Here is a 20,793-nt window from a genome sequence, read left to right as displayed (position 1 = left end):
TAGCCTTATTTAATCAAAGAATTATTATCAAGGTTATAAGCTGCGTTCTTTGGCATTGCAACGCTGGCCCTTCCTGCCTATATCTAGGGTGCAATTCAGCTCTGCCAAGGTTTATTTTGCTTGTCAGAGTAAAAATTACGTTATTTTTAACTGACCTGCTTAAAATTCAGGAGGCATCCCATGCAAACCAAAGGTAAACTTTTTGATGATGTAGCCAAAGTAGCGAACTCTGCTGCTGGTGTATTTTCCGGCTTTAAGGGGGAATTAGAAGGGTTGGTAAAAGATCGTATCGAACGCATGATGGTCGAAATGGATCTGGTGACCCGTGAAGAGTTTGATGCCGTTCAGGCAATGGCTGCAAAAGCACGTCAAGAACAAGAAAAACTAGCAGAACGCGTTGAAACACTAGAGGCACAAGTTGCTTCTTTAAAGAAAACGACAGCTAAGAAAACTGCAGCAAAGAAGACTGCTGCGAAGAAGGCATCTTCCGATTAAGTGATTCGAAAGTCGCGAATCAGACTTTAGTTTATAAAAATCAAGTGTTTAAGCGTGTTTTGTGGCTTGTGCGGCAAACGCGCTTTTTTGATTGCCCTACTAGATAGGGTATATATTCCCAATCTGACATAAAAAAGTCATAGAAAATTAGATTTTTTGCGATGCCTGCTAAACTGCGGATTTGACTCGCTTATCCACAACCCCTTGTGTGTCGGACCTATTTTTATCCACAAGATTTTGCTTGCGTATAGGAATTCTTTCTTGAGTCAGGAAGAGGCATATGGCACTCTACATCTATTGAAGAAATAAGACTTATCCACAAGATGTCGGGGGTAGCAATATCGTCGAAATCACCAAAATAGGACGAGTCGCACAGGCAGTACCGGTTAATTCAATAACCTGTATAGGGGAATAAAAAGTATGTCTTTGACAGAAATGGAATTTGCAGTTTCCTCACCTAGTCCAATTGATATTGTTGAAGCTATGTTTCGCGCGAATGAATGGCCATTTGAGCGCACAGAGTATGACGAAATCTTTGTGGAGACAACTGGGGGATGGTGTGATTATGAAATGTTTTTCGCATGGCGCGAAGATCTGCAATCCCTTTATTTTGCGTGCAAATTCGATATGAAAATTCCTGAAAGCAAACGCAAGGGAATTAACGATCTTTTGGTTATGATGAACCAAAAAATTTGGATGGGGCATTTTGATCTGTCCCAAGAAGATGGATCGCCAATGTATCGGAATACAATTCCGGTGCGTGGATTGTCTCAGGTGAGTGTCGAGATTTTGGAAGATATGATGGATGTCGCGTTGGTTGAATGCGAACGTTTCTATCCTGCGTTCCAATTCCTGGTTTGGGGTGGCCATACTCCGGAAAAGGCAATATCGGCAGCTCTATTGGATTGCGCTGGTGAAGCTTAACTAAAGCTTTGCAATAATGCCAAGCTTGGTCCCAAATGATTAAATTTGGGATGCGAGCAAAATAACTGACATCAAATAAGAAATTGATGTCAGTAGGTAGATTTTACATCAATTTCTTACCGTTCGGAACATTGCTATCCGGTGTGTTTAGAACGATACCACCATTTTCGTCTTCATATCCTAATACCAAACATTCAGACATAAACTTACCAATTTGTTTTGGTGGAAAGTTAACGACAGCTGAAACCTGTTTGCCAATTAATCCTTCAGGCGTGTGGTGAGCTGTTATTTGCGCTGATGTTTTACGTTCGCCGATATCCGGCCCAAAATCGATCCACATTTTAATTGCAGGAATACGTGCTTCAGGATAGGCCTCTGCACGAATGATAGTGCCTGCGCGAATGTCAACTTTCAAAAAATCATCAAAAGTAATCGTAGACATGAATAAACCCCCATTCATGAATTTGGTATAGTATTTGTATGTGCTTAACTTGATTGATTTTTTTCTGAATTCCAAGGACAATTTAAAAATTCATTCAAGAAGGGAAGGGCTTGAAGTGAAAAAAAATAAAAATTACGGCTTAAAACATGCATCTAAATATGTGTTATATGCACTCGTTTCTGTGTGCATTTGTGGTGAAATGGTTCGCTTTGCTGCGGCTGATGAATGGCATGTTAATTTTTCAGTTCAAAATTCTGAACCAAAATATCTTATACAAGAAGGTGGTGTGCTTTCCGGGTTATGTGGCGAAATATATCAGGCGATGAAACGTGAGTTGCTGAAGGTTGGTATATCGGTTCGTTTTGATGATCAGCCTCGTCCTATTAAAAGAATTTTAAATGATCTGGAAATGGGGAGATCGGATGTTTTTTGCGGGGCAGGCCGAAATGAGCAACGCGAGGCGGCATATATCTATTCTGTACGTCCCGTTTATTATACCTCAAATGTTTTAGTTTCCCATAAGGACAATTCATTCTTTCCTAAAAATTTCATGGATTTAAAAGAGAGTGGCTTATTGGTTGGGGCATTTTCTGGAACAACATCTGCGGAATTTTTGAAGTTGCAAACCGGCATTCGTGTTGATGATGCATATACGAACCTAAATGAAGCATTAAAGCGGGTTTCTGATCCTAGTCGATCTCGTTTATTTTATTATCATGATCTTGGAATGGTCTATTTGATTAAGAAACTGGATTTGCCTTTGCGCATCATTCCAACCAAGTTTCGAACAGTCCCTCAATGGTTACTCTATAGTCGTTCAACTCATAAGTCGCTTGTTGCAAAAATTGAAGATGCAATTTTGAAGATTGAGATTTCAGGTGAGCTGGCGGAAATCCAATCACGTTATGTCACAGCTGATAAGCCATAAAAAAAGAGGCCAGCTTCACAAGGAAGCTGACCAGTTAGAACCTCAATAGGGAGGAGGTATAAGTCTTCGGTGTTAACCGAAGTAAAATCTGTATGTTAATTATGCCACAGCTTTTTTGCTTTTAGCAGGTGCCGCAGGTTTCTTAACAACAGATTTAAATTCGTCTAGTTGAGCATTCAAACGAGTGTTCAAAATATCAAATGCTTCGGATTGAGAGCTTGCAATCAATTCTGCAATTTCACGCATTGTTGCAACAGATTTCTCAAGAGCTTCTTTGGTCAAGTCAGCTTGCTTAGCAATCTTGTCTTGTGGTTCGCCAGCAGCTGTCATCTCAGAAATAACATCTTTGCTTTCTTCGATAACTTTATTCAAAGTATCTGCCTGCTTCGCGAAAATAGCTTGTACACCTTCAACAGCAGCTTTATTTGCAGCAGCAACTGCTTCAAAATTCTTTTGTTGAGCGGCGAAAATCTCTTCTAATTTAAGTTCAGGAAGGTCGAATGCCTTCGCATCAAACTTTTCAAACATTTTGGTGAATTCTTTACCGGAGAATGGATTATTCTCTGGGTTTAAAAACGGATTATTCTTTGGATCAAAGAATGGATTGTTTTTTAAGTCCATGAATGGGTTTGTGTTTGTCATCGGTTTATCTCCTAATGTTGCCAATCAAAACGACAGGGGAAACGGTTATTGAAGGGCTAAAAATATCTATTGTTGCGGTGCAACATGAATATAGATATAGGAGAAATATTGCGCCGCGTCAATATTTTTTGTTGCAGCGCAATATTAAACTTTTATGAACTGACTTTATCTATATGTTTTATAATGATAAAGTTTAAAAATATTTATATATATTGCAGTGCAATATATCTATTTTGCCAGTTCAATGGATCGATCGGTCGCGGCTTGAATCGCTTGTGTCATGATTGGTTGAAGACCGTTTTCTTCATTCATAAGTACGGCAAGAGCTTCGGCTGTTGTACCGCCTGGGCTTGTTACATTGATGCGTAATTGTGAAGGTTCAATTTCCCCTGCTGTGGAAAGGGCCAGTTGTCCGGCACCAGCGACGGTCATCAAGGAAAGACGTGCGGATAAATCTTCTGGTAGGCCAGCCTTAATGCCCGCTTCTGTCATGGTTTCTATCATCCAGAAGACATAAGCAGGGCCACCGCCAGACAAAGCAGTTACAGGGTCAATTAATGATTCATCATCCACATTATATGCTTCGCCAACGGCTTGAAGTAAGGTGATGCCCATCTCTGATTGCGCGCTTGATACATTCTTATTCGGGCAGCAGACGGTAATGCCTTGACCGATTGCAGCCGGTGTATTTGGCATGGCGCGGATAACTGCTGCTTCTGCACCTAGGTGACTTTCGAAATATGCAATGGTTTTACCGGCGGCGACAGAAATGAAAACTGTGTCTGGTTTTGCAAATTTCTTGTAAGCAGCAAGTGCATCGTCCATTTGTTGTGGTTTTACAGCAAGCAAGATAACTTCAGGGTTTAGGTCCGCGGGTACGGTTTCGGCAGTGTCATAATAGGTAACATCTGGATGTTTGGCGAAATCTTCATTCTGATAGGGGTCAACGATAGTAACACCAGCAGCGGCTATCCCGCTTTTAAGCCAACCTTCTAACATCGCCCCTCCCATTTTTCCACAGCCCATTAGGAGAAGAGGTCGCTTTAATCGTTGGTTCATTAGAATATCCTTTCAGATTTAAAGAGAGAGAGGTGTTTTTCGCTATTTCAATTTCGGATGGATATTAATTTTTGCAAGAATTCCTGTCTAGCTTAACTATTTCAAAATTATTTAAATGACTAGGCGTTTGCTTGAAAAATACTTTTAAATCACCATTTGATTGAGTAATAGTTCAAGATAAGAAAGCGAATTCAGCCTATTGTATGTATACATATGGATTGGGTTCGCTTATTTTAAATATAAATAAGGTTTTTCTGGGTGGTGACATATGAACAAAGAAGTGATTAGTGGTTTGGTCCTCGTAGCTGCGGCAGGGCTGGCTATTCTGATTTATAATTCTCCCTATGCGGTTCATTATGACGATTTGTTACGCATGCCCGTGACAATTGGTATTGGTGAATTGGTTCTGACCAAGTCTTTGTTACATTTCATTAATGACGGTTTGATGGCTCTCTTTTTCATGTATGTGGGGCTTGAGATCAAATATGAATTTGTGAAGGGTAATCTTTCAAAAGTCAGTAACGCAATTTTGCCAGCCGGGGCTGCCGTTGGTGGTATGGCAGTGCCAGCTGTTATTTATGCCGTCATTAATATGGGGGATCCAACAGCACTAAACGGTTGGGCGATCCCAGCTGCAACAGATATTGCTTTTGCATTGGGGATCTTGGCGATTTTAGGCCGTCGTGTGCCACCTGCCTTGAAAGTCTTTTTGTTAACATTGGCGATCTTGGATGACCTAGGTGCAATTATCGTAATTGCCATGTTCTATACGGCAGATCTTTCCTTTATTTCTATTGGTTTGGCTTTTGCTGGCTTGGGTGTTTTAGCAATCTTCAACTTTGCTGGCGTAACACGGATTTCACCATATATGTTGGTGGGTGCCTTTATCTGGTTAGCTGTTCTCAAATCTGGTGTTCATGCGACTTTGGCGGGCGTGGCAATTGCGATGTTAATTCCGTTGAAGCGTACAAACCATTATGATGTGCCGCCATTGAAGATAATGGAACATTCCATGTCTCCCTGGGTCATGTTCTTTATTATGCCTGTCTTTGCTTTCGCAAATGCAGGGGTCTCGCTAAAAGGGATAGCGCTTGCTGATTTATTCGCGGCGGTACCTTTGGGCATTGCTGCAGGCTTGTTCCTAGGTAAGCAGATTGGTGTGTTTGGAACTGTATTTGCTTTCACAAAGCTTGGTATAAGTAGTTTGCCTGCTGGTGTAAGTTACCGTCACATTTATGGTGCGGCTTTGTTGGCGGGTATCGGTTTTACCATGAGTTTGTTTATTGGTGCCTTGGCCTTTAGTGACCCTGTATATGAAGCACAAGTTCGCATAGGTGTGCTGTCTGGCTCCATTCTTTCGGCGATAGTTGGATACTTCGTGTTGCGCACAACACCACCGGTCCAAAGCTTTAGCGTGAAAGAAGAGTAAGATATCACTTTCAATAGCTTGCAAATTAATGGGGAAACTTTTAACAATGGTTTCTCCATTTTTTGTATAAGCTAGCACCCGTAAGAGGAATAAGAATGGCCATAAGAGTTTTGATTGTTGATGATCAAAAGATCAATCGAATGCTAAATGAAGCTTTGATAAAGGCGGCTGGTCATGAGGCAATTCAAGCTGAAAGTGGACGTGAGGCGATATTTAAATTGCGTTCAGAAAAAGTGGATATCATCTTAATGGATATTGAGATGCCAGATATGAATGGTGTTGAGGCGACGCAATTAATCCGTAAGACAAAAGTTGTTCCCGATGACCTTCCTATCGTGGCGATTACAGCCAATTCTGAAGAAGATAGGGCAGAATACATCGCTGCGGGGATGCAGGGCTATGTGCAAAAGCCAATCAGTGCAGAAAGTTTGGCTGAGGTATTTGCCGAATTTAAATTGGGATAGTCACTGTAAAATCCTTGATAGCTATTGACTTTCACAAGAAATAAAGTATAAACCCCGCCTGTACGTGAGGGATTATGCGTTTCTCACGTCATTTTGTATTGCGCCGCTTGAGGTTTTCCGACATGGGGTCGGATGAGACTAAAGTATTGGTCTATTTGGGATTATCCCGTTGATCGATCACCGTAAAGCGCGGGTTTAAAAGAGAGCAAAGATATGTTCGCAGTAATTAAAACTGGTGGCAAACAGTATCGCGTTGCAAAAGACGACGTGATCAAAGTTGAAAAACTTGAAGGTGAAGCTGGTTCTGAAATCGTTTTGGATCAAGTTTTGTTGGTTGGCGATGCTGACTCCCAAACTGTTGGTGCACCAGTGGTTGAAGGCGCAGCTGTTAAAGCTGAAGTTATCAGCCAAAAGAAAGATGACAAAGTAATCGTATTCAAAAAGAAACGTCGTCATAACTACCGTCGTAAGAAAGGTCATCGTCAAGAGATCACCGTTCTTAAGGTAACAGACATCGTTGCTTCCGGTGCGAAGAAAGCATCTGCCCCTAAAGCGGCAACAAAGAAATCTACAGCTAAAAAAGCAGCTAAAAAAACAGCCGCTAAAAAAGCTGCAGCGAAAAAAGATTAATTCTAGAGGTAAGGAGACCTAAGTCATGGCTCATAAAAAAGCAGGCGGTAGTTCACGTAACGGTCGCGATTCCGAAGGTCGTCGCCTCGGAGTTAAAAAATTCGGTGGTGAAGCAGTAGTTCCTGGTAACATCATCATGCGTCAACGTGGCACAAAAGTGCACCCAGGTGACAATGTTGGTATGGGTAAAGACCACACATTGTTTGCATTGGAAGGCGGTAAAGTACAATTCCGTAAAACACGCAAACGCACATTCGTATCCGTAACACCTCTAGCGGAAGCTGCCGAATAAGGCCTTCCCGTTTACGGATCTGTGAGATTGAGGGGAATGGCCGAAACGCCATTCCCTTTTTTCGTCTGAAAATTGTTCTTTTCATAACAGAGCAGTTTGCATAAATACATTGAACAAAGTTTAACACACGGCGGATAAGCCCATGAAATTCCTTGATGAAGCAAAAGTATATATGAAAAGTGGCTGGGGTGGTCCCGGTTCCGTTTCATTCCGACGCGAAAAATATATTGAATTTGGTGGCCCAAATGGCGGCAATGGCGGCCGTGGTGGTGATGTATTTATTGAAGCTGTTCCGGGTTTGAACACCCTGATTGACTATCGCTATAAGCAGCATTTTAAAGCCCGCCGTGGTAATCCGGGTGCGGGTCGTGATATGAACGGTGCCAATGGTGAGTCCGTGACCTTAAAATTACCTGTTGGCACGCAAATTCTATCTGAAGATAAAGAAACTGTGCTGGCGGATCTGACTGAGGTAGGGCAAAAGATTTGCCTCCTTCGTGGTGGTGATGGCGGTCGTGGTAATACGGCCTTTAAAACACCAACAAACCGTGCGCCGCGGAAATCCGAACCGGGTTGGCCAGGACAGGAATTATGGGTTTGGTTGCGTTTGAAATTGATTGCAGATGCGGGTCTTGTTGGTTTGCCAAATGCAGGTAAATCGACTTTCCTTTCAGCGACCAGTAATGCCAAGCCTAAGATTGCTGATTATGAATTTACAACGATTCATCCAAATCTGGGTGTGGTGAATAGTGATGGAAATGAATTCGTGATTGCGGATATCCCGGGACTTATCGAAGGCGCGCATGAAGGCAAGGGAATTGGTACTCGTTTTCTTGGTCATATTGAACGTACACGTATCTTATTACATTTGATTGATGGTTCCGCAGAAAAAGTCGTTGAAAGCTATAAAGTTGTCCGTGAAGAGCTGGAAGCTTATGGCGCCGGTCTTGCTGATAAACCGGAAGTAATTGGTATCAATAAAGCGGATGCTTTAATCCCGGAAATTATTGACGAAATGATTGAAGAATTACGTGAAGTCACAGATAGCCCCATCGTGGTCCTTTCCGGTATTTCCGGTGAAGGTGTGGATAAAGCCTTACGTGTTCTTTATTCAGAGATTGATCAATATCGCGTGAAGGAAAAAGAAGAAGCTGAAGCGATATTGGAAGCAGAAGAAAAAGGTGAAGCCTACGACGCAGCGGAAGAAATCGCTAAGCCGTGGTCACCAGTTTAATCCTGTCTATTGGGGATAGGATTGGGAGAAATTAGACATGTCATTTGACCTGCAACAGGCAAAACGTGTTGTCATAAAAATTGGGTCTGCCTTATTGGTGGATAGTGAGGGACGTATTCGTCAGGAATGGTTGAATGCGTTGGCGGATGATATTGCGCGCCTGCACAAGGCAGGTAAGCAAGTCCTTGTTGTGTCCTCTGGCTCTATCGCTGTGGGGCGTCGTCATCTTGGTCTGAAAGGCGAGGCACTAAAACTTGAAGAAAAACAAGCAAGTGCGGCGACGGGGCAAATCCGTTTAGCTCATGCGTATCAAGAAGCCTTGCATCGTCATAATATCACTGTGGCACAGATGTTATTGACCCCATCTGATACAGAAGAACGTCGTCGTCATTTGAACGCGCGTGCAACTGCCTTTCAATTGTTGAGCCTTGGAGCTGTGCCAATCATTAACGAAAATGACACGGTAGCGACCGAAGAAATCCGTTATGGTGACAATGATCGTTTAGCAGCCCGCGTGGCAACTATGGTGTCAGCTGATGCATTGGTCTTGTTAAGTGATATTGATGGCTTATATACAGCGGACCCTCGTAAAAATGAAAATGCCACCCATATTCCTGTAGTGGAAAAAATCACTGCGGAAATCGATGCCATGGCAGGTGATGCACCCGTTGGAATATCCACAGGCGGTATGGTGACCAAACTATTGGCAGCAAAGCTTGCAGTTCAAGGTGGTTGCGCCATGGTGATTGCACAAGGGGCGAAATTGAATCCGGTGGGCAGCATCCTTGATGGTGGCCTATGTACCTGGTTCTTATCAGCAGTGAAACCACGTGCAGCACGTAAGAAATGGATTGCAGGTAGTTTAACGCCGGCTGGCAGTGTGACTGTGGATGATGGGGCTGTGAGTGCCTTAAACGCAGGTAAAAGTTTATTACCGGCAGGTGTGACGGGAGTGGATGGTCATTTTGATCGTGGCGATTCCATTTTGGTGAAAAATTTAAATGGAGAACGTTTGGGCGTTGGTCTTTCAGCGTTTTCCAGTGATGATACAAAAGAAATTCTTGGCCTTCACAGTGATGAAGTAAAAGAAAAACTGGGTATTGATCGTAAAGTGGAAGTGATCCACCGTGATGATCTTGCCCTTGAAGCTTGATTATTAACTTAACTTCGGGAGAGAAGACTATGTCTATGGCAGAAGATATGAACATGGATGTAAATGCACTATTAGTCGATATGGGCAAAAAAGCCCGTGCGGCATCTCATGCATTGGGTCTTGCAAGCCCCGAACAGAAAAATAAAGCGCTACAAGCCGCAGCAGATGCTTTGCGTGCACGCCAAGATGAAATCATCGAAGCGAATAAGAAAGATTTAGCCTTTGGAAGTGAAAAGGGTCTATCAGATGCAATGATGGATCGTTTGATGCTGGATGCAGATCGTATCGAAGGCATGGCGGCTGGCTTGGAAGCAATCACCACATTGAAAGATCCAGTCGGGGAAGTGATGGATGAATGGGATCGTCCTAATGGATTGAAGATTTCCCGTGTGCGCACGCCGCTTGGTGTGATCGGGGTGATTTATGAATCCCGTCCAAATGTGACCGCAGATGCAGGTGCGCTTTGTTTGAAATCTGGCAATGCTGCTATCTTGAGAGGTGGATCTGAAAGCTTGAACAGTGCAGGTGTGATTGCGGATTGTATTCGTTCCGGTCTTAAGGCGACGAACTTGCCAGAAGATTCTGTACAGATGATTCCGACCCGCGATCGTGCGGCGGTTGATGCACTTTTATCTTTAAGTGATTATGTGGATGTGATTGTCCCACGTGGTGGCCGCGGATTGATTGAGCGTGTTCAGAATAATGCGCGTATGCCAGTATTCTCGCATCTAGATGGTATTTGTCATATCTATCTTGATAAGGATGCAGACGCACAAAAAGCGTTGGATATCACTTTGAATGCAAAAATGCGTCGTACAGGTATCTGTGGATCAGCGGAAACTTTATTAGTGAATAAGGATGTTGCAGCGGATATTTTGCCTGCTATTCTTGATGGCTTAAACGATCTGAACTGTGAAATCCGTGGGGATGAGGCGGTTCAATCCATGGCATCTTACATAAAAGAAGTAGTGGAAGAAGATTGGTATACAGAATATCTGGATGCGATCATTTCTGTGAAAGTTGTTGAGGATGCTCAAGCCGCTATTGACCATATCAATCATTATAGTTCGCATCATACTGAAAGTATTATCACCGAAGATACGGATGTCGCAGAGAAATTCCTGCGCGAAGTTGATTCTGCGATTGTAATGCAAAATGCATCTACGCAATTTGCGGATGGTGGTGAATTTGGTATGGGCGCGGAAATTGGCATTTCTACAGGCCGTATGCATGCCCGTGGTCCAGTTGGTGCGGAACAGCTCACCAGTTTTAAATATCAAGTGCGCGGTACAGGACAGACCCGTCCGTAATTTGAAGTCTTTTAGGAAAGGGAATTTCCATGTCTGAATATGAATGGTGGCAAGAGCGCTGTGATGGCATGGGAATTTCCCAGTCCTTAAAAGTGAAACTGTTACATCGTGAACAAAGTCCATTTCAATTGATTGAAATTTATGATCATGAGGATTTCGGTCGTTTATTGGTATTGGATGGTTATATTCAAGCCAGTCAAGCAGATGAGTTTATCTACCATGAAATGGGTATGCATGTGCCCTTACTTGGTCGCGAACGTAAAGATGCGAATGTCTTGATCATTGGTGGGGGCGATGGCGGTAACTTACGCGAAGCCTTGGTGCATGATTTTGTGAAATCTGTAACTATGGTTGAGATTGATGAACGTGTTATTCGCCTTTCCGAAGAATATCTTGGTGTGAATGGTGATTATAATGATCCACGTGTAAATTTGGTAATTGATGATGCGAAGAAATTTGTATCAAATGCCAAAGATCGCGGTGAGAAGTTTGATGTCATTATCCTCGATTTGACTGAGCCTGTTGGTCCTTCTGCTGTTCTCTTCACCGAAGCTTTCTTTACAGATTTGGTTGAAATCGTCTCAGATGCAGGCGTGGTTGTAGACAGTGATAGTGTCTTCCTAACGCTGCATGGCGGCGGTTTCTTGCAAGAGCAATCGGGTGATGGCGAGAATTTAGTAAGTGTTATGTTGAAAACACGGTTATTGCCGCATATGGAAGCTTATCGTGCAAATGTACCTCTTTATCCCGGCGGGGATTTTGGCTTCTATCTTTATAGTAAAGACGGCGTTAGCTTACGTCATCCTGTGAAGGATTATCAAGGCAAGCATTATGATGCGGATGTTCATCAAGCCTCCTTTGCTTTACCAAAATGGCAACGTGATTGGCTTGATCGTTAGTTCTTGACGCCTTTGGTGTTAATCCGACTTTGAAGTGCTTTTAAATCGTTCAATTCGCTCTTCAAGCGTTTCTCTTTCTAATGCTTTCGCGATTGCAGCATTTAGCGATGGAATCAGTGCAGCGTTATCTTTATGCAGAATATGACGATAATGAAGAGAAGTTAAAGGAATCTCTTCTATGATCATGTCGCTCGGAATAGAAGTTTTGTGGGCTTGAAAGAGAAGTGGTGTAATGACAATTGCATCCACGCGTTGATTGATAAACGCTTTAATAGTGTGCTGGTTGGATTCACTATGAACGGCTTTGGCATTTAAAGCCTCAATCTCATTTTTTACATGGAGATCACCATGGTAGAAGCCAATGCGTTTTCCTTTAAATTGTGACTTATCTAGTTTTGATCCAAGACGTTGGGTATTTGCATAGATACTTACGCCAAGCGCAAAAAGTGGACTTGTATGCACAATTTCTTGTTTATTCTTCTCTATAAACGCATCAGAACGCCATATATTTGCATCTAACGTATTTACCAAAATATCATGACGCGCTTTTTCTAGGGATGTGTTGATCAGCTCGTAGCATAAATTGTTACGTTCATATATTTCTTCAACAATTGAAATTGCCGCTTGTGATGGAATGGAATTATCCCAAACGCCAATCTTATAGCATTTAGTTTGACTGTTGTCCTGTGCATAGGCGGATATGGAAAGCACGAACATCGTCACTATAAACGTTAGATATTTCATAAATTGATTATACAAAAAAGTTCCCCCAGTCAGAATAGACTATAGATATTTTATGCTCTTATTCAGTAAAATAAAGCGTAATATTTTGAGTTGATTAGATTTTTGTTAGGTAATCGAAAATCAATTGATCTTTTCTGAAAGAAGTTTCGCACGGCGTTCTTCCAATGTGCCATTTTGCAACATTTTCGGAATAGCCTGGTTAAGGATGGGAATGAGGCCTTCATGATCTTTGTGAAGGACATGTCGATAGTAGACAGGTTCAAGATCATGGCTTGTGTAGTTTACATTAATATTTTGTATATTTGTCTGGTCAAGAAAAATGGTGTTCGGAACAATGATCGCCGTTGTTCTGCCATTGAGAAATGATTTGATAACTTTGTCAAAACTCTCTCCATGTACGGGAATTCCACCCAATTTTTTGAGTTCTTCAACCGCGTAAACATCACCGAGAAAATAGCCGATTTTTTGTCCGGTCACCGAAAACAAGTCTGGCGATGTACCGTATTTTTCTTCGTTTAAGAATAAGGTGACATTCACCGTGAAAACAGGGTCCGTATAAACGATATCGTCGCTAAATTGGTTTATAAAATATTCTGAACGCCATCCATTTGCCGCACTGTTATTTGTCAGGAGATTATGCTGTGCCTTTTTAAGAGAGGTGTGATTAAATTCAGAACATAAATCGCTGATATCGTATATTTCTTCGATCATGGAGTAAGCTGCGTCCAGTGTCACTGATCCCAGCCAGTAATCTATTTTATGGCAAGGGTGAGGGTCAGACGCTTTCACGGGCAGTGTAAACAATAGTGTCAGAAAGCAACTGAATAAGATGTGCAAGAATATAACAGGCCGAAACATTTTGTCTCCTTGTATTCATTAGAAGAGAATACGTATTTTGATGCAAGAAAATTGTCCGCTATTTCCGGTTTTGCTCGACTTTTCGGAAATTAGCTTTTAAAGCATTTGCATGGGTAAAGAGCTGAAAATTAGACGTAAACGCAAAGTTGGCTTGTTGGGTGGGTCATTTAACCCGGCACATGCGGGGCATTTACATATTTCCCAGGCGGCCTTCAGGCGTCTTGGATTGGATGAAGTGTGGTGGCTTGTCAGCCCTCAAAACCCTTTAAAATCAGCAGAAGGTATGGCCAACCTGCAAGAGCGTGTAGAATCTGCACAAAAAATGGCTTCTCACCCTAGAATTATCGTTACAGATATTGAAACAAAGCTTCAGACCCGCTATACCGCGGACACCTTGATGGCATTGCAACAAAATTTCATTGATTGTCAGTTTGTGTGGTTGATGGGCGCAGATAATTTGCGCCAGATATCACAATGGAAAAAATGGCAACATATCTTTAACACAGTGCCCATTGCCGTTTTTGGCAGATCAGGGTATGATTTAGGTGCATTGTCTGGGAAGGCTGCCCAGCGATTTAAAAGAGATCGTGTGCCAGAGAGTGGTGCACGGGGACTTACAAATCACGAAACGCCCTGCTGGACATTTTTGGCGATACGTCGTCATCCTGAATCTGCAACGCGTATTCGTAACGCAACTAAAAAGAAACGGCTTTAATTTGCAGGTTTAAAAATGGATCATCTAGCGATCTGTTATATGTGATAAAGACGTATCGATAACTGCTAGTGTAATGGAGTGAAAATCATAGCTAGTCAATACGGGAAGCCTTTGTCTTCCGACGCTTTATTGGAAATCGTTGAAACTTCTCTGGACGACGATAAAGCACAAGCCGTAACGGTAATTAACCTATCTGGAAAATCCTCTATCGCTGATTACATGGTGATCGCATCTGGTACGTCTACACGTCAAGTTGCGGCGATCTCTGATCATTTGGTGGAGAAATTAAAAGCAGCTGGTGAGAAACATGTTTCTACAGATGGTAAATCCCAAGGCGATTGGGTTTTGATCGATGTAGGTGATGTTATTGTGCATGTTTTCCGCCCAGAAGTGCGTGAGTTCTACAATCTGGAAAAGATGTGGGGCGTGGATATGCCAGAAACGGCGAATGCATTACATGCGGACGCATAAGAAGCGCTCGGCTTCTTAAACGTTACGTATTGAGATAAGGAGCGTGAGCCCATGAAGGTTCACCTTATTGCCATCGGCCGGGCCAAGCGAGGCCCGGAGAAGGAACTGTTTGATCACTATGTTTCGCGGATCCGTTGGCCATTTACCCTCCATGAATTAGAAGAAAAGAAAGCTTTATCAGGCGATGCTCTTAAGCAACGAGAGGCTGAATTACTTCTTAGTGCTGTGCCGGTTGGTGCAGCCGTTATTGCCTTGGATGAACGGGGCAAAGCTATGGGGTCGTTGGATTTGTCCTCCAAGGTTCAAGCTTGGCAAGATGAAGGCAGACCTGCGGTGTGTTTCATTATTGGAGGGGCAGATGGCCTTCATGAAACAGTGCGACAACGTGCAGATCTATCCTTATCTTTTGGTAAGTTAACATGGCCGCATATGTTAGTGCGTCCCATGTTGGCAGAACAGATTTATCGATGCCAGCAAATTCAAGCAGGCCATCCTTATCATCGTGAGTAAAGTGGCGTATCGGACGTTAACCAAATTTAATTTTTAAATTTGTGAGGCCTTTGTTGGCACGCTCACTGATTATAGATTGCATCATAGGTAAGGTATTTCTGAGGAAATCTTCTTCTTCGTTGCGGCTATCCATATTCCAGATTATTTCCGTAATGGTTGTGTTTACGGGAATGAAGTTAATTTCCATGCGTGGGAGCAGTGGATTGAATTCCGCTTGAGTCACAATTTTCTCATCTTCCACATATTCAACAACCTCAACAATAATTTCGGTTGCTGTATCGCCTTCAAGAAAGACTTTTTCAGCATATGTTTTGCCTATAGTTCCTGCGGGAGAAGAATGTGTTTCTTTGAATTCTTGGACTTCAGGGAACCACTCACTGAAATTGTTTAAATCTGTTACATATTTAAAAACTTCTGGTAAAGCAGCATTTAGACAGATGGATTCTTGTGCAAGCCTATGCATTTTATAGTTCCTTATGGAGTTGTTTTAATAAGGTATTGTTTAGAGTAAGTTCTATGTATTTCTTGTAAGTGCTTCCCTCCCAACCAATTATTTCTGTATAATCATGCCAGTTACGGATGGAGCAGGTTACCCAGATAAATTCTGCAGCGCGTCTTACATCCCAATCGTCTTTTAAATGTCCTGAAAGATGTAAATTTTCAGCGACGCATTCGCAAAGTTCCATGAAAACGTGCATACGGTCTTGCCATGCAATACGTGCATCATCGTCATATTCTTGATGATGATGCATCGCATGGGCGATCTTGCCTATCAATGGTAAGTAATCGCACCATTGATGGATGAATGCGTGCAACATTTTTTCTGATGACTCCTGAGCACAGACGGATTCCATCAGCTTTTTGAATTCATGTACTTCATCAACATAACGCACGAGATGAATAAGTAATTCAGTGCGCGACTCATAATGTAGATAAATCGCTTGGCGCGAAAGGTCTGCATTTTTTGCGATATCAGAAATTCGAACCAATTTTCCTTCTGAGTTTTCAATCAGTTCTCTGGCGACTTCTAGGATACGCAATTTTGTATTTTTTGGTTTACTTGACATTATGTAAAGATAGTAAAACTTTACATAATGTCAAGTTATGGGGTGGAATAAATGAAGTATCAAGAAAATCTTAGGGCAGCTTCTTGTTTTAGTTGACCAAAAGCGTCATATAATGGATTAATAACGAAATAAGAGAATTGCTACCTGTGAAGTTTCTTTTTGGCGTGGGACAGGTGGTATAAACCCATAAAACGGAGATGTTCAGATATGTCTGAAACAGAATTCGACCTCGTAATTGTAGGTGGCGGTCCAGGTGGTTATGTTGCAGCGATCCGCGCAGCACAGTTAGGGATGAAAGTTGCCTGCGTTGAAAAACGTGGTCGTTTGGGTGGTACTTGCCTGAATGTTGGCTGTATCCCTTCTAAAGCATTATTACAATCTTCTGAATTATATCATGAAGCTTGTCATGGTTTTGATGATCACGGTATCGAAGTGAAGCCAAAACTGAATCTGGATAGCATGCTTGGTCGTAAAGCGAAGATCGTAGATGAACTGACCAATGGTATTGAGTTCCTTTTCAAGAAGAATAAGGTAACTTACGTCAAAGGCGCTGGTAAAATCATCTCTGCGTCTCAAGTAGATGTTGTTGATGGTGACGACAAAGGTAAATCACTTTCAACTAAACGCATTATGATTGCAACAGGTTCTGAATCTACACCATTACCGGGTATCGAAGTGGATGAAAAACAAATCGTGACTTCTACTGGTGCTTTGGAACTTTCTTCTGTACCAAAACATATGATCGTTATTGGTGGTGGTGTTATCGGGCTTGAACTTGGTTCTGTATGGAAGCGTTTAGGCGCGGAAGTAACTGTTGTTGAATTCTTGGATCGTATTGTGCCTAATATGGACGGCGAGGTATCTAAAGTCTTCCAACGCACTTTGAAGAAACAAGGCATTAAATTTAAAATGAAGTCTAAAGTTACCGGTGCAGCGAAATCTGCGAAAGAAGTGACTTTGACAGTTGAACCTGCTGCTGGTGGCGATGCGGAAGAAATGAAAGCAGATGTTGTTCTGCTTTGTATCGGTCGTCGTCCATATGTGGATGGTCTAGGCCTTGAGGAACTCGGTGTTGAGCGTGATGAGCGTGGCTTTATTAAAGTCGGTTCTGATTATCAAACAAATGTACCAGGCATCTATGCGATTGGTGATTGCACCCCTGGTCCAATGTTGGCGCATAAAGCCGAAGATGAAGGCATTGTTGCTGCTGAAATGATGGCGGGCCAAAAACCACATATCAATTATGATGCAATTCCGGGTGTTGTTTATACCTTCCCGGAAGTTGCTGATGTGGGTGCAAGTGAAGAAAAATTAAAAGAAGCCGGTATTGAGTATAAAGTTGGTAAGTTTAACTTTATGGCTAATAGTCGTGCAAAGGCCAATGGCTATCGCGATGGTTTTGTGAAATTACTAGCGGACAAGAAAACAGACAAATTGTTAGGCGCACATATTATTGGCCCTGCGGCTGGTGAGATGATCCATGAGCTGACAACGGTGATTGAGTTTGGTGGTTCTGCGGAAGACGTGGCACGTATTTGTCACGCTCACCCAACTTTCTCCGAAGCAGTTCGTGAAGCTGCGATGGCAACACAGGATGGTCCAATTCACGCGTAATTTTGTGAATTTAAACTGGATTTGAAGAAACCCTTCAGCCTATAAAGGTCGAAGGGTTTTTTCTTGAGTATTTTTGGACGATTGGGGTTTTAGATGTCCGATACACAGCCGAGCAAGTCTGACTTATTTCTTACATTTCTAAAGCTAGGTCTTACCTCTTTTGGTGGACCTATCGCACATCTTGGTTATTTCCGTGAAGCATTCGTCAGTCGTTTGAAATGGATGGATGAAAAGACTTATGCGGACCTAGTCGCTCTTTGCCAATTTTTGCCCGGACCAACCTCAAGTCAGGTAGGTCTCGGAGTAGGACTACTGAAAGGTGGAGGCTGGGGCGCTGTTTTGGCATGGACAGGGTTTACTATCCCATCGGCTTTGGCTTTGATGATTTTTGGCTTTGGGGTCTTGGAATATAGCGATCATATTCCTATTGGTATTTTAACCGGTTTGAAAGTTGTGACCCTTGCTGTTGTCACGCAAGCTGTGGTTGGTATGTGGCGAAGTTTATGCCCCGATATACCTCGCTCTATATTGGCTTTGATTGGGGCCATATTTCTCATATTTCTGCCATCCCCCTTACATCAGATTTTAGTGCTGATTGCAGGAGGTGGAATTGGTTATCTATTCTCTAAACCTGCTGCTGTTCATACCCGTCCAGATTATCTAAAGACCAGCATCTCATTTGGTTTAGCGAATATCTTGACAGGCACCTTTTTTGTTTTACTGATTGGTTTACCAATCCTAGTCACTTTTTATGACTATGAACTCTTACAGATTATTGAGAGTTTTTATCGCGCAGGCTCTCTTGTCTTTGGTGGAGGCCATGTGGTGTTACCTTTGTTGGAAAATAGCGTTGTAGATCAAGGCTGGGTAAACAAGGAAAGCTTTATGGCTGGATATGGTGCCGCCCAAGCGGTACCGGGACCTCTTTTCACCTTTGCAGCGTATTTAGGAACGGTACTTGGTAGCAGTTATAATGGTGTGACAGGGGCTGTCATTTGCCTACTGGTGATCTTCCTGCCTTCATTCTTGTTAGTGCCTGCTTTGCTACCTTATTGGGCCAAGGTTAATCCCTATCAATCTGTGCAAAAGGCTTTAATGGGTGTGAATGCAGCTGTGGTCGGTGTGATCGCTGCAGCTCTCATTGATCCCATCCTAATCTCTGTCCCCCTTGAGATGCCAACTATAACTCTAGCTATCTTAGCATTAGTTGCTTTGATGGTTGCTAAATTTCCCCCATGGCTTGTTGTTATTGGCACAGCCTTGGCAGGTTGGGGATTAGAAAACTTGTTTTAAACAAAAAAAAGCCGACCTGCATTGAGGTCGGCTTTCTTTTGTAAGATTGCTAAACCTTAATGTTTGAAATGTCGCATGCCTGTATAAACCATGGCGATCCCTGCTTCATCGGCAGCTTTAATCACTTCTTCATCACGCATGGAACCACCTGGATGGATCGCCGCCGTTGCACCTGCTGCAACAGCCGCAATTAAGCCATCAGCAAACGGGAAGAAAGCGTCAGACGCAACAACAGAGTTTTCTGTGCCTTTATGTTCCGCAGATTTGCTTGCTGCAATCTTGGAAGAATCAATACGGCTCATTTGACCGGCGCCGATACCAACAGTGGATTGATCACGGGTGTAGACAATTGCGTTGGATTTCACGTGTTTTGCCACTTTCCAAGCAAATAACATATCTTCCCATTCTTTTTCCGTCGGTTCGCGTTTGGTAACGACTTTACAGTCTTCGCGGGTGATTACACCATTGTCGCGGGATTGAGCTAATAAGCCGCCAGACAACGTACGCCATGTAACTGACTTATCAGATGGATCAGGCATGCCACCTGTGATTAAAACACGCACATTTTTCTTATCTGCTAATACATCTTTTGCTTCATCTGTAATCGCAGGCGCAATAACAACTTCTAGGAAAAGTTCTGTTAATTCTTTTGCTAAATCTGCATCTAATTCTCGGTTAACCGCGACAATACCACCGAAAGCAGAAGTTGGATCACAATCCAAGGCAGGTTTCCATGCATCAATCAAACTATCTGCTTGCGCCACACCACATGGATTTGCATGTTTTACAATAACTACAGCCGGTTTATCAAATTCTGAGACCAGCTCAAAAGCCGCATCAGCGTCATTTAAATTGTTAAAGCTTAACTCTTTGCCTTGAAGTTGTTCTGCGGTGGTTACGCCTTTACGTTCTGGGCTTGTGCGATAAAGCGCTGCTTCCTGATGTGGGTTTTCTCCGTAGCGTAATACTTGTTGGCGACGTCCTGGGACAGTTACACGTTTTGGCCAAGCTTCACCTTGTTCACCAGCGAGCCAATTTGTAATAGCTGAGTCATAAGAAGATGTGCGGGCATAAGCTTCACGTGCAAGGAATTTACGAAGTTCAATTGTTGTCGCGCCGTTATTCTCATCCATGTCTTTAAGAACGGAAGCATATTCGGCTGGATCAGTGACAATGGTTACATCTCTATGGTTTTTCGCAGCAGCGCGAATCATTGCAGGACCACCAATATCAATATTTTCAATGCAAGTGTCATAATCTGCACCGGAAGCCACGGTTTCTACAAAAGGGTACAAGTTAACAACAACTAGATCAATTGGTGCTATCCCGTGGCTTTCCATTGCGACGCGATGTTTTTGATTTTCACGAACCGCTAAAATGCCGCCGTGGATCGTTGGGTGTAAGGTTTTTACACGGCCATCCATAATTTCTGGGAAGCCTGTATGGTCTGAAACATCTGTTACAGCAATACCTGCATCTCGTAACATTTTGGCAGAACCGCCTGTGGAAAGGATACGAACTTTGTGTTTAGCAAGTCCTTGTGCGAATTCAACAAGGCCCTCTTTATCAGATACTGAGATCAGGGCACGTGTGATTTGAGTTTCCTCAGACATTGGGATC

The 20,793-nt window shown here is 42.7% G+C and carries 23 protein-coding genes and 1 pseudogene; 16 read left to right on the top strand and 8 right to left on the bottom strand.

Going from position 1 to position 20,793, the window contains the following annotated elements:
* Positions 1-180 precede the first annotated feature (180 nt).
* Positions 181-495: an accessory factor UbiK family protein gene (locus tag ACOQOA_RS06575; RefSeq protein ID WP_420547851.1), complete on the top strand. Its 315-nt coding sequence runs from the start codon at positions 181-183 to the stop codon at positions 493-495.
* Positions 496-915: 420 nt separating this feature from the next.
* Complete coding sequence (locus ACOQOA_RS06570) at positions 916-1,419, top strand: YbjN domain-containing protein (protein ID WP_420547850.1); 504 nt, start codon at positions 916-918, stop codon at positions 1,417-1,419.
* A 103-nt stretch (positions 1,420-1,522) separates the two neighbouring features.
* On the opposite strand, the gene ACOQOA_RS06565 is transcribed toward ACOQOA_RS06570, so the two are convergent.
* Entirely contained in the window at positions 1,523-1,861 is a 339-nt protein-coding gene (locus ACOQOA_RS06565; RefSeq protein WP_420547849.1) for a tRNA-binding protein, read from the bottom strand.
* Between the two features lie 115 nt (positions 1,862-1,976).
* Here ACOQOA_RS06565 and ACOQOA_RS06560 point away from each other — a divergent pair, with 115 nt between their 5' ends.
* The gene (locus ACOQOA_RS06560) at positions 1,977-2,789 is read left to right on the top strand and encodes a substrate-binding periplasmic protein (RefSeq protein WP_420547848.1); all 813 of its coding nucleotides are present in this window, start codon (positions 1,977-1,979) and stop codon (positions 2,787-2,789) included.
* A gap of 99 nt (positions 2,790-2,888) precedes the next feature.
* Here the strand turns inward: ACOQOA_RS06560 and ACOQOA_RS06555 are convergent, their stop codons facing one another.
* The gene (locus tag ACOQOA_RS06555) at positions 2,889-3,431 is read right to left on the bottom strand and encodes a phasin family protein (protein WP_420547847.1); all 543 of its coding nucleotides are present in this window, start codon (positions 3,429-3,431) and stop codon (positions 2,889-2,891) included.
* A 228-nt stretch (positions 3,432-3,659) separates the two neighbouring features.
* The gene (proC, locus tag ACOQOA_RS06550) at positions 3,660-4,490 is read right to left on the bottom strand and encodes a pyrroline-5-carboxylate reductase (protein ID WP_420547846.1); all 831 of its coding nucleotides are present in this window, start codon (positions 4,488-4,490) and stop codon (positions 3,660-3,662) included.
* A 268-nt stretch (positions 4,491-4,758) separates the two neighbouring features.
* Between proC and nhaA the strand changes: the two genes are divergently transcribed.
* The 8 genes and pseudogenes from nhaA to ACOQOA_RS06510 all read left to right on the top strand — a co-directional run bounded on the left by nhaA (position 4,759) and on the right by ACOQOA_RS06510 (position 11,901).
* Positions 4,759-5,919 carry a Na+/H+ antiporter NhaA gene (nhaA, locus tag ACOQOA_RS06545; protein ID WP_420547845.1) on the top strand — a complete coding sequence of 387 codons (1,161 nt, stop codon included), beginning with the start codon at positions 4,759-4,761 and terminating at the stop codon, positions 5,917-5,919.
* Positions 5,920-6,014: 95 nt separating this feature from the next.
* Complete coding sequence (locus tag ACOQOA_RS06540) at positions 6,015-6,383, top strand: response regulator (protein WP_420547844.1); 369 nt, start codon at positions 6,015-6,017, stop codon at positions 6,381-6,383.
* Between the two features lie 213 nt (positions 6,384-6,596).
* Positions 6,597-6,905 (top strand): annotated as a pseudogene (gene rplU, locus ACOQOA_RS06535) (50S ribosomal protein L21); the annotation flags it as partial.
* Positions 6,906-7,038: 133 nt separating this feature from the next.
* Complete coding sequence (rpmA, locus tag ACOQOA_RS06530) at positions 7,039-7,305, top strand: 50S ribosomal protein L27 (protein WP_155153610.1); 267 nt, start codon at positions 7,039-7,041, stop codon at positions 7,303-7,305.
* A 142-nt stretch (positions 7,306-7,447) separates the two neighbouring features.
* Complete coding sequence (gene obgE / locus ACOQOA_RS06525; RefSeq protein WP_420547843.1) at positions 7,448-8,539, top strand: GTPase ObgE; 1,092 nt, start codon at positions 7,448-7,450, stop codon at positions 8,537-8,539.
* Between the two features lie 37 nt (positions 8,540-8,576).
* Positions 8,577-9,692: a glutamate 5-kinase gene (proB, locus tag ACOQOA_RS06520; RefSeq protein WP_420547842.1), complete on the top strand. Its 1,116-nt coding sequence runs from the start codon at positions 8,577-8,579 to the stop codon at positions 9,690-9,692.
* Between the two features lie 29 nt (positions 9,693-9,721).
* Entirely contained in the window at positions 9,722-11,002 is a 1,281-nt protein-coding gene (locus ACOQOA_RS06515) for a glutamate-5-semialdehyde dehydrogenase (protein ID WP_420547841.1), read from the top strand.
* A gap of 29 nt (positions 11,003-11,031) precedes the next feature.
* On the top strand, positions 11,032-11,901 hold the full coding sequence (locus ACOQOA_RS06510; protein ID WP_420547840.1) for a hypothetical protein: 870 nt from the start codon (positions 11,032-11,034) through the stop codon (positions 11,899-11,901).
* A gap of 18 nt (positions 11,902-11,919) precedes the next feature.
* Here ACOQOA_RS06510 and ACOQOA_RS06505 read toward each other — a convergent pair whose 3' ends face one another.
* Positions 11,920-12,660 (bottom strand): substrate-binding periplasmic protein, encoded by a 741-nt coding sequence (locus ACOQOA_RS06505; protein ID WP_420547839.1) that lies wholly within the window; start codon positions 12,658-12,660, stop codon positions 11,920-11,922.
* A gap of 105 nt (positions 12,661-12,765) precedes the next feature.
* Entirely contained in the window at positions 12,766-13,503 is a 738-nt protein-coding gene (locus ACOQOA_RS06500; protein ID WP_420547838.1) for a hypothetical protein, read from the bottom strand.
* 109 nt (positions 13,504-13,612) lie between these two features.
* On the opposite strand from ACOQOA_RS06500, the gene ACOQOA_RS06495 reads away from it, so the two are divergent.
* The 3 genes from ACOQOA_RS06495 to rlmH all read left to right on the top strand — a co-directional run bounded on the left by ACOQOA_RS06495 (position 13,613) and on the right by rlmH (position 15,199).
* Complete coding sequence (locus ACOQOA_RS06495) at positions 13,613-14,218, top strand: nicotinate-nucleotide adenylyltransferase (protein ID WP_420547837.1); 606 nt, start codon at positions 13,613-13,615, stop codon at positions 14,216-14,218.
* Between the two features lie 111 nt (positions 14,219-14,329).
* Entirely contained in the window at positions 14,330-14,689 is a 360-nt protein-coding gene (gene rsfS, locus ACOQOA_RS06490) for a ribosome silencing factor (protein ID WP_420547836.1), read from the top strand.
* A 51-nt stretch (positions 14,690-14,740) separates the two neighbouring features.
* Positions 14,741-15,199 carry a 23S rRNA (pseudouridine(1915)-N(3))-methyltransferase RlmH gene (rlmH, locus tag ACOQOA_RS06485; protein WP_420547835.1) on the top strand — a complete coding sequence of 153 codons (459 nt, stop codon included), beginning with the start codon at positions 14,741-14,743 and terminating at the stop codon, positions 15,197-15,199.
* Positions 15,200-15,215: 16 nt separating this feature from the next.
* On the opposite strand, the gene ACOQOA_RS06480 is transcribed toward rlmH, so the two are convergent.
* Positions 15,216-15,662: an SRPBCC family protein gene (locus ACOQOA_RS06480; RefSeq protein WP_420547834.1), complete on the bottom strand. Its 447-nt coding sequence runs from the start codon at positions 15,660-15,662 to the stop codon at positions 15,216-15,218.
* Position 15,663: 1 nt separating this feature from the next.
* Positions 15,664-16,239 carry a TetR/AcrR family transcriptional regulator gene (locus tag ACOQOA_RS06475; protein ID WP_420547833.1) on the bottom strand — a complete coding sequence of 192 codons (576 nt, stop codon included), beginning with the start codon at positions 16,237-16,239 and terminating at the stop codon, positions 15,664-15,666.
* A gap of 234 nt (positions 16,240-16,473) precedes the next feature.
* Here ACOQOA_RS06475 and lpdA point away from each other — a divergent pair, with 234 nt between their 5' ends.
* Both lpdA and chrA read left to right on the top strand, forming a co-directional pair.
* On the top strand, positions 16,474-17,880 hold the full coding sequence (gene lpdA, locus ACOQOA_RS06470; protein WP_420547832.1) for a dihydrolipoyl dehydrogenase: 1,407 nt from the start codon (positions 16,474-16,476) through the stop codon (positions 17,878-17,880).
* 93 nt (positions 17,881-17,973) lie between these two features.
* On the top strand, positions 17,974-19,173 hold the full coding sequence (chrA, locus tag ACOQOA_RS06465; protein ID WP_420547831.1) for a chromate efflux transporter: 1,200 nt from the start codon (positions 17,974-17,976) through the stop codon (positions 19,171-19,173).
* A 56-nt stretch (positions 19,174-19,229) separates the two neighbouring features.
* Here chrA and purH read toward each other — a convergent pair whose 3' ends face one another.
* Positions 19,230-20,786: a bifunctional phosphoribosylaminoimidazolecarboxamide formyltransferase/IMP cyclohydrolase gene (purH, locus tag ACOQOA_RS06460; protein ID WP_420547830.1), complete on the bottom strand. Its 1,557-nt coding sequence runs from the start codon at positions 20,784-20,786 to the stop codon at positions 19,230-19,232.
* Positions 20,787-20,793: the final 7 nt, after the last annotated feature.

The organism is Curvivirga sp., assembly GCF_965219885.1.
Classification (GTDB): Bacteria; Pseudomonadota; Alphaproteobacteria; order UBA8366; family Aestuariispiraceae; genus Curvivirga.
This window is presented reverse-complemented; position numbering and strand designations above follow the sequence as displayed.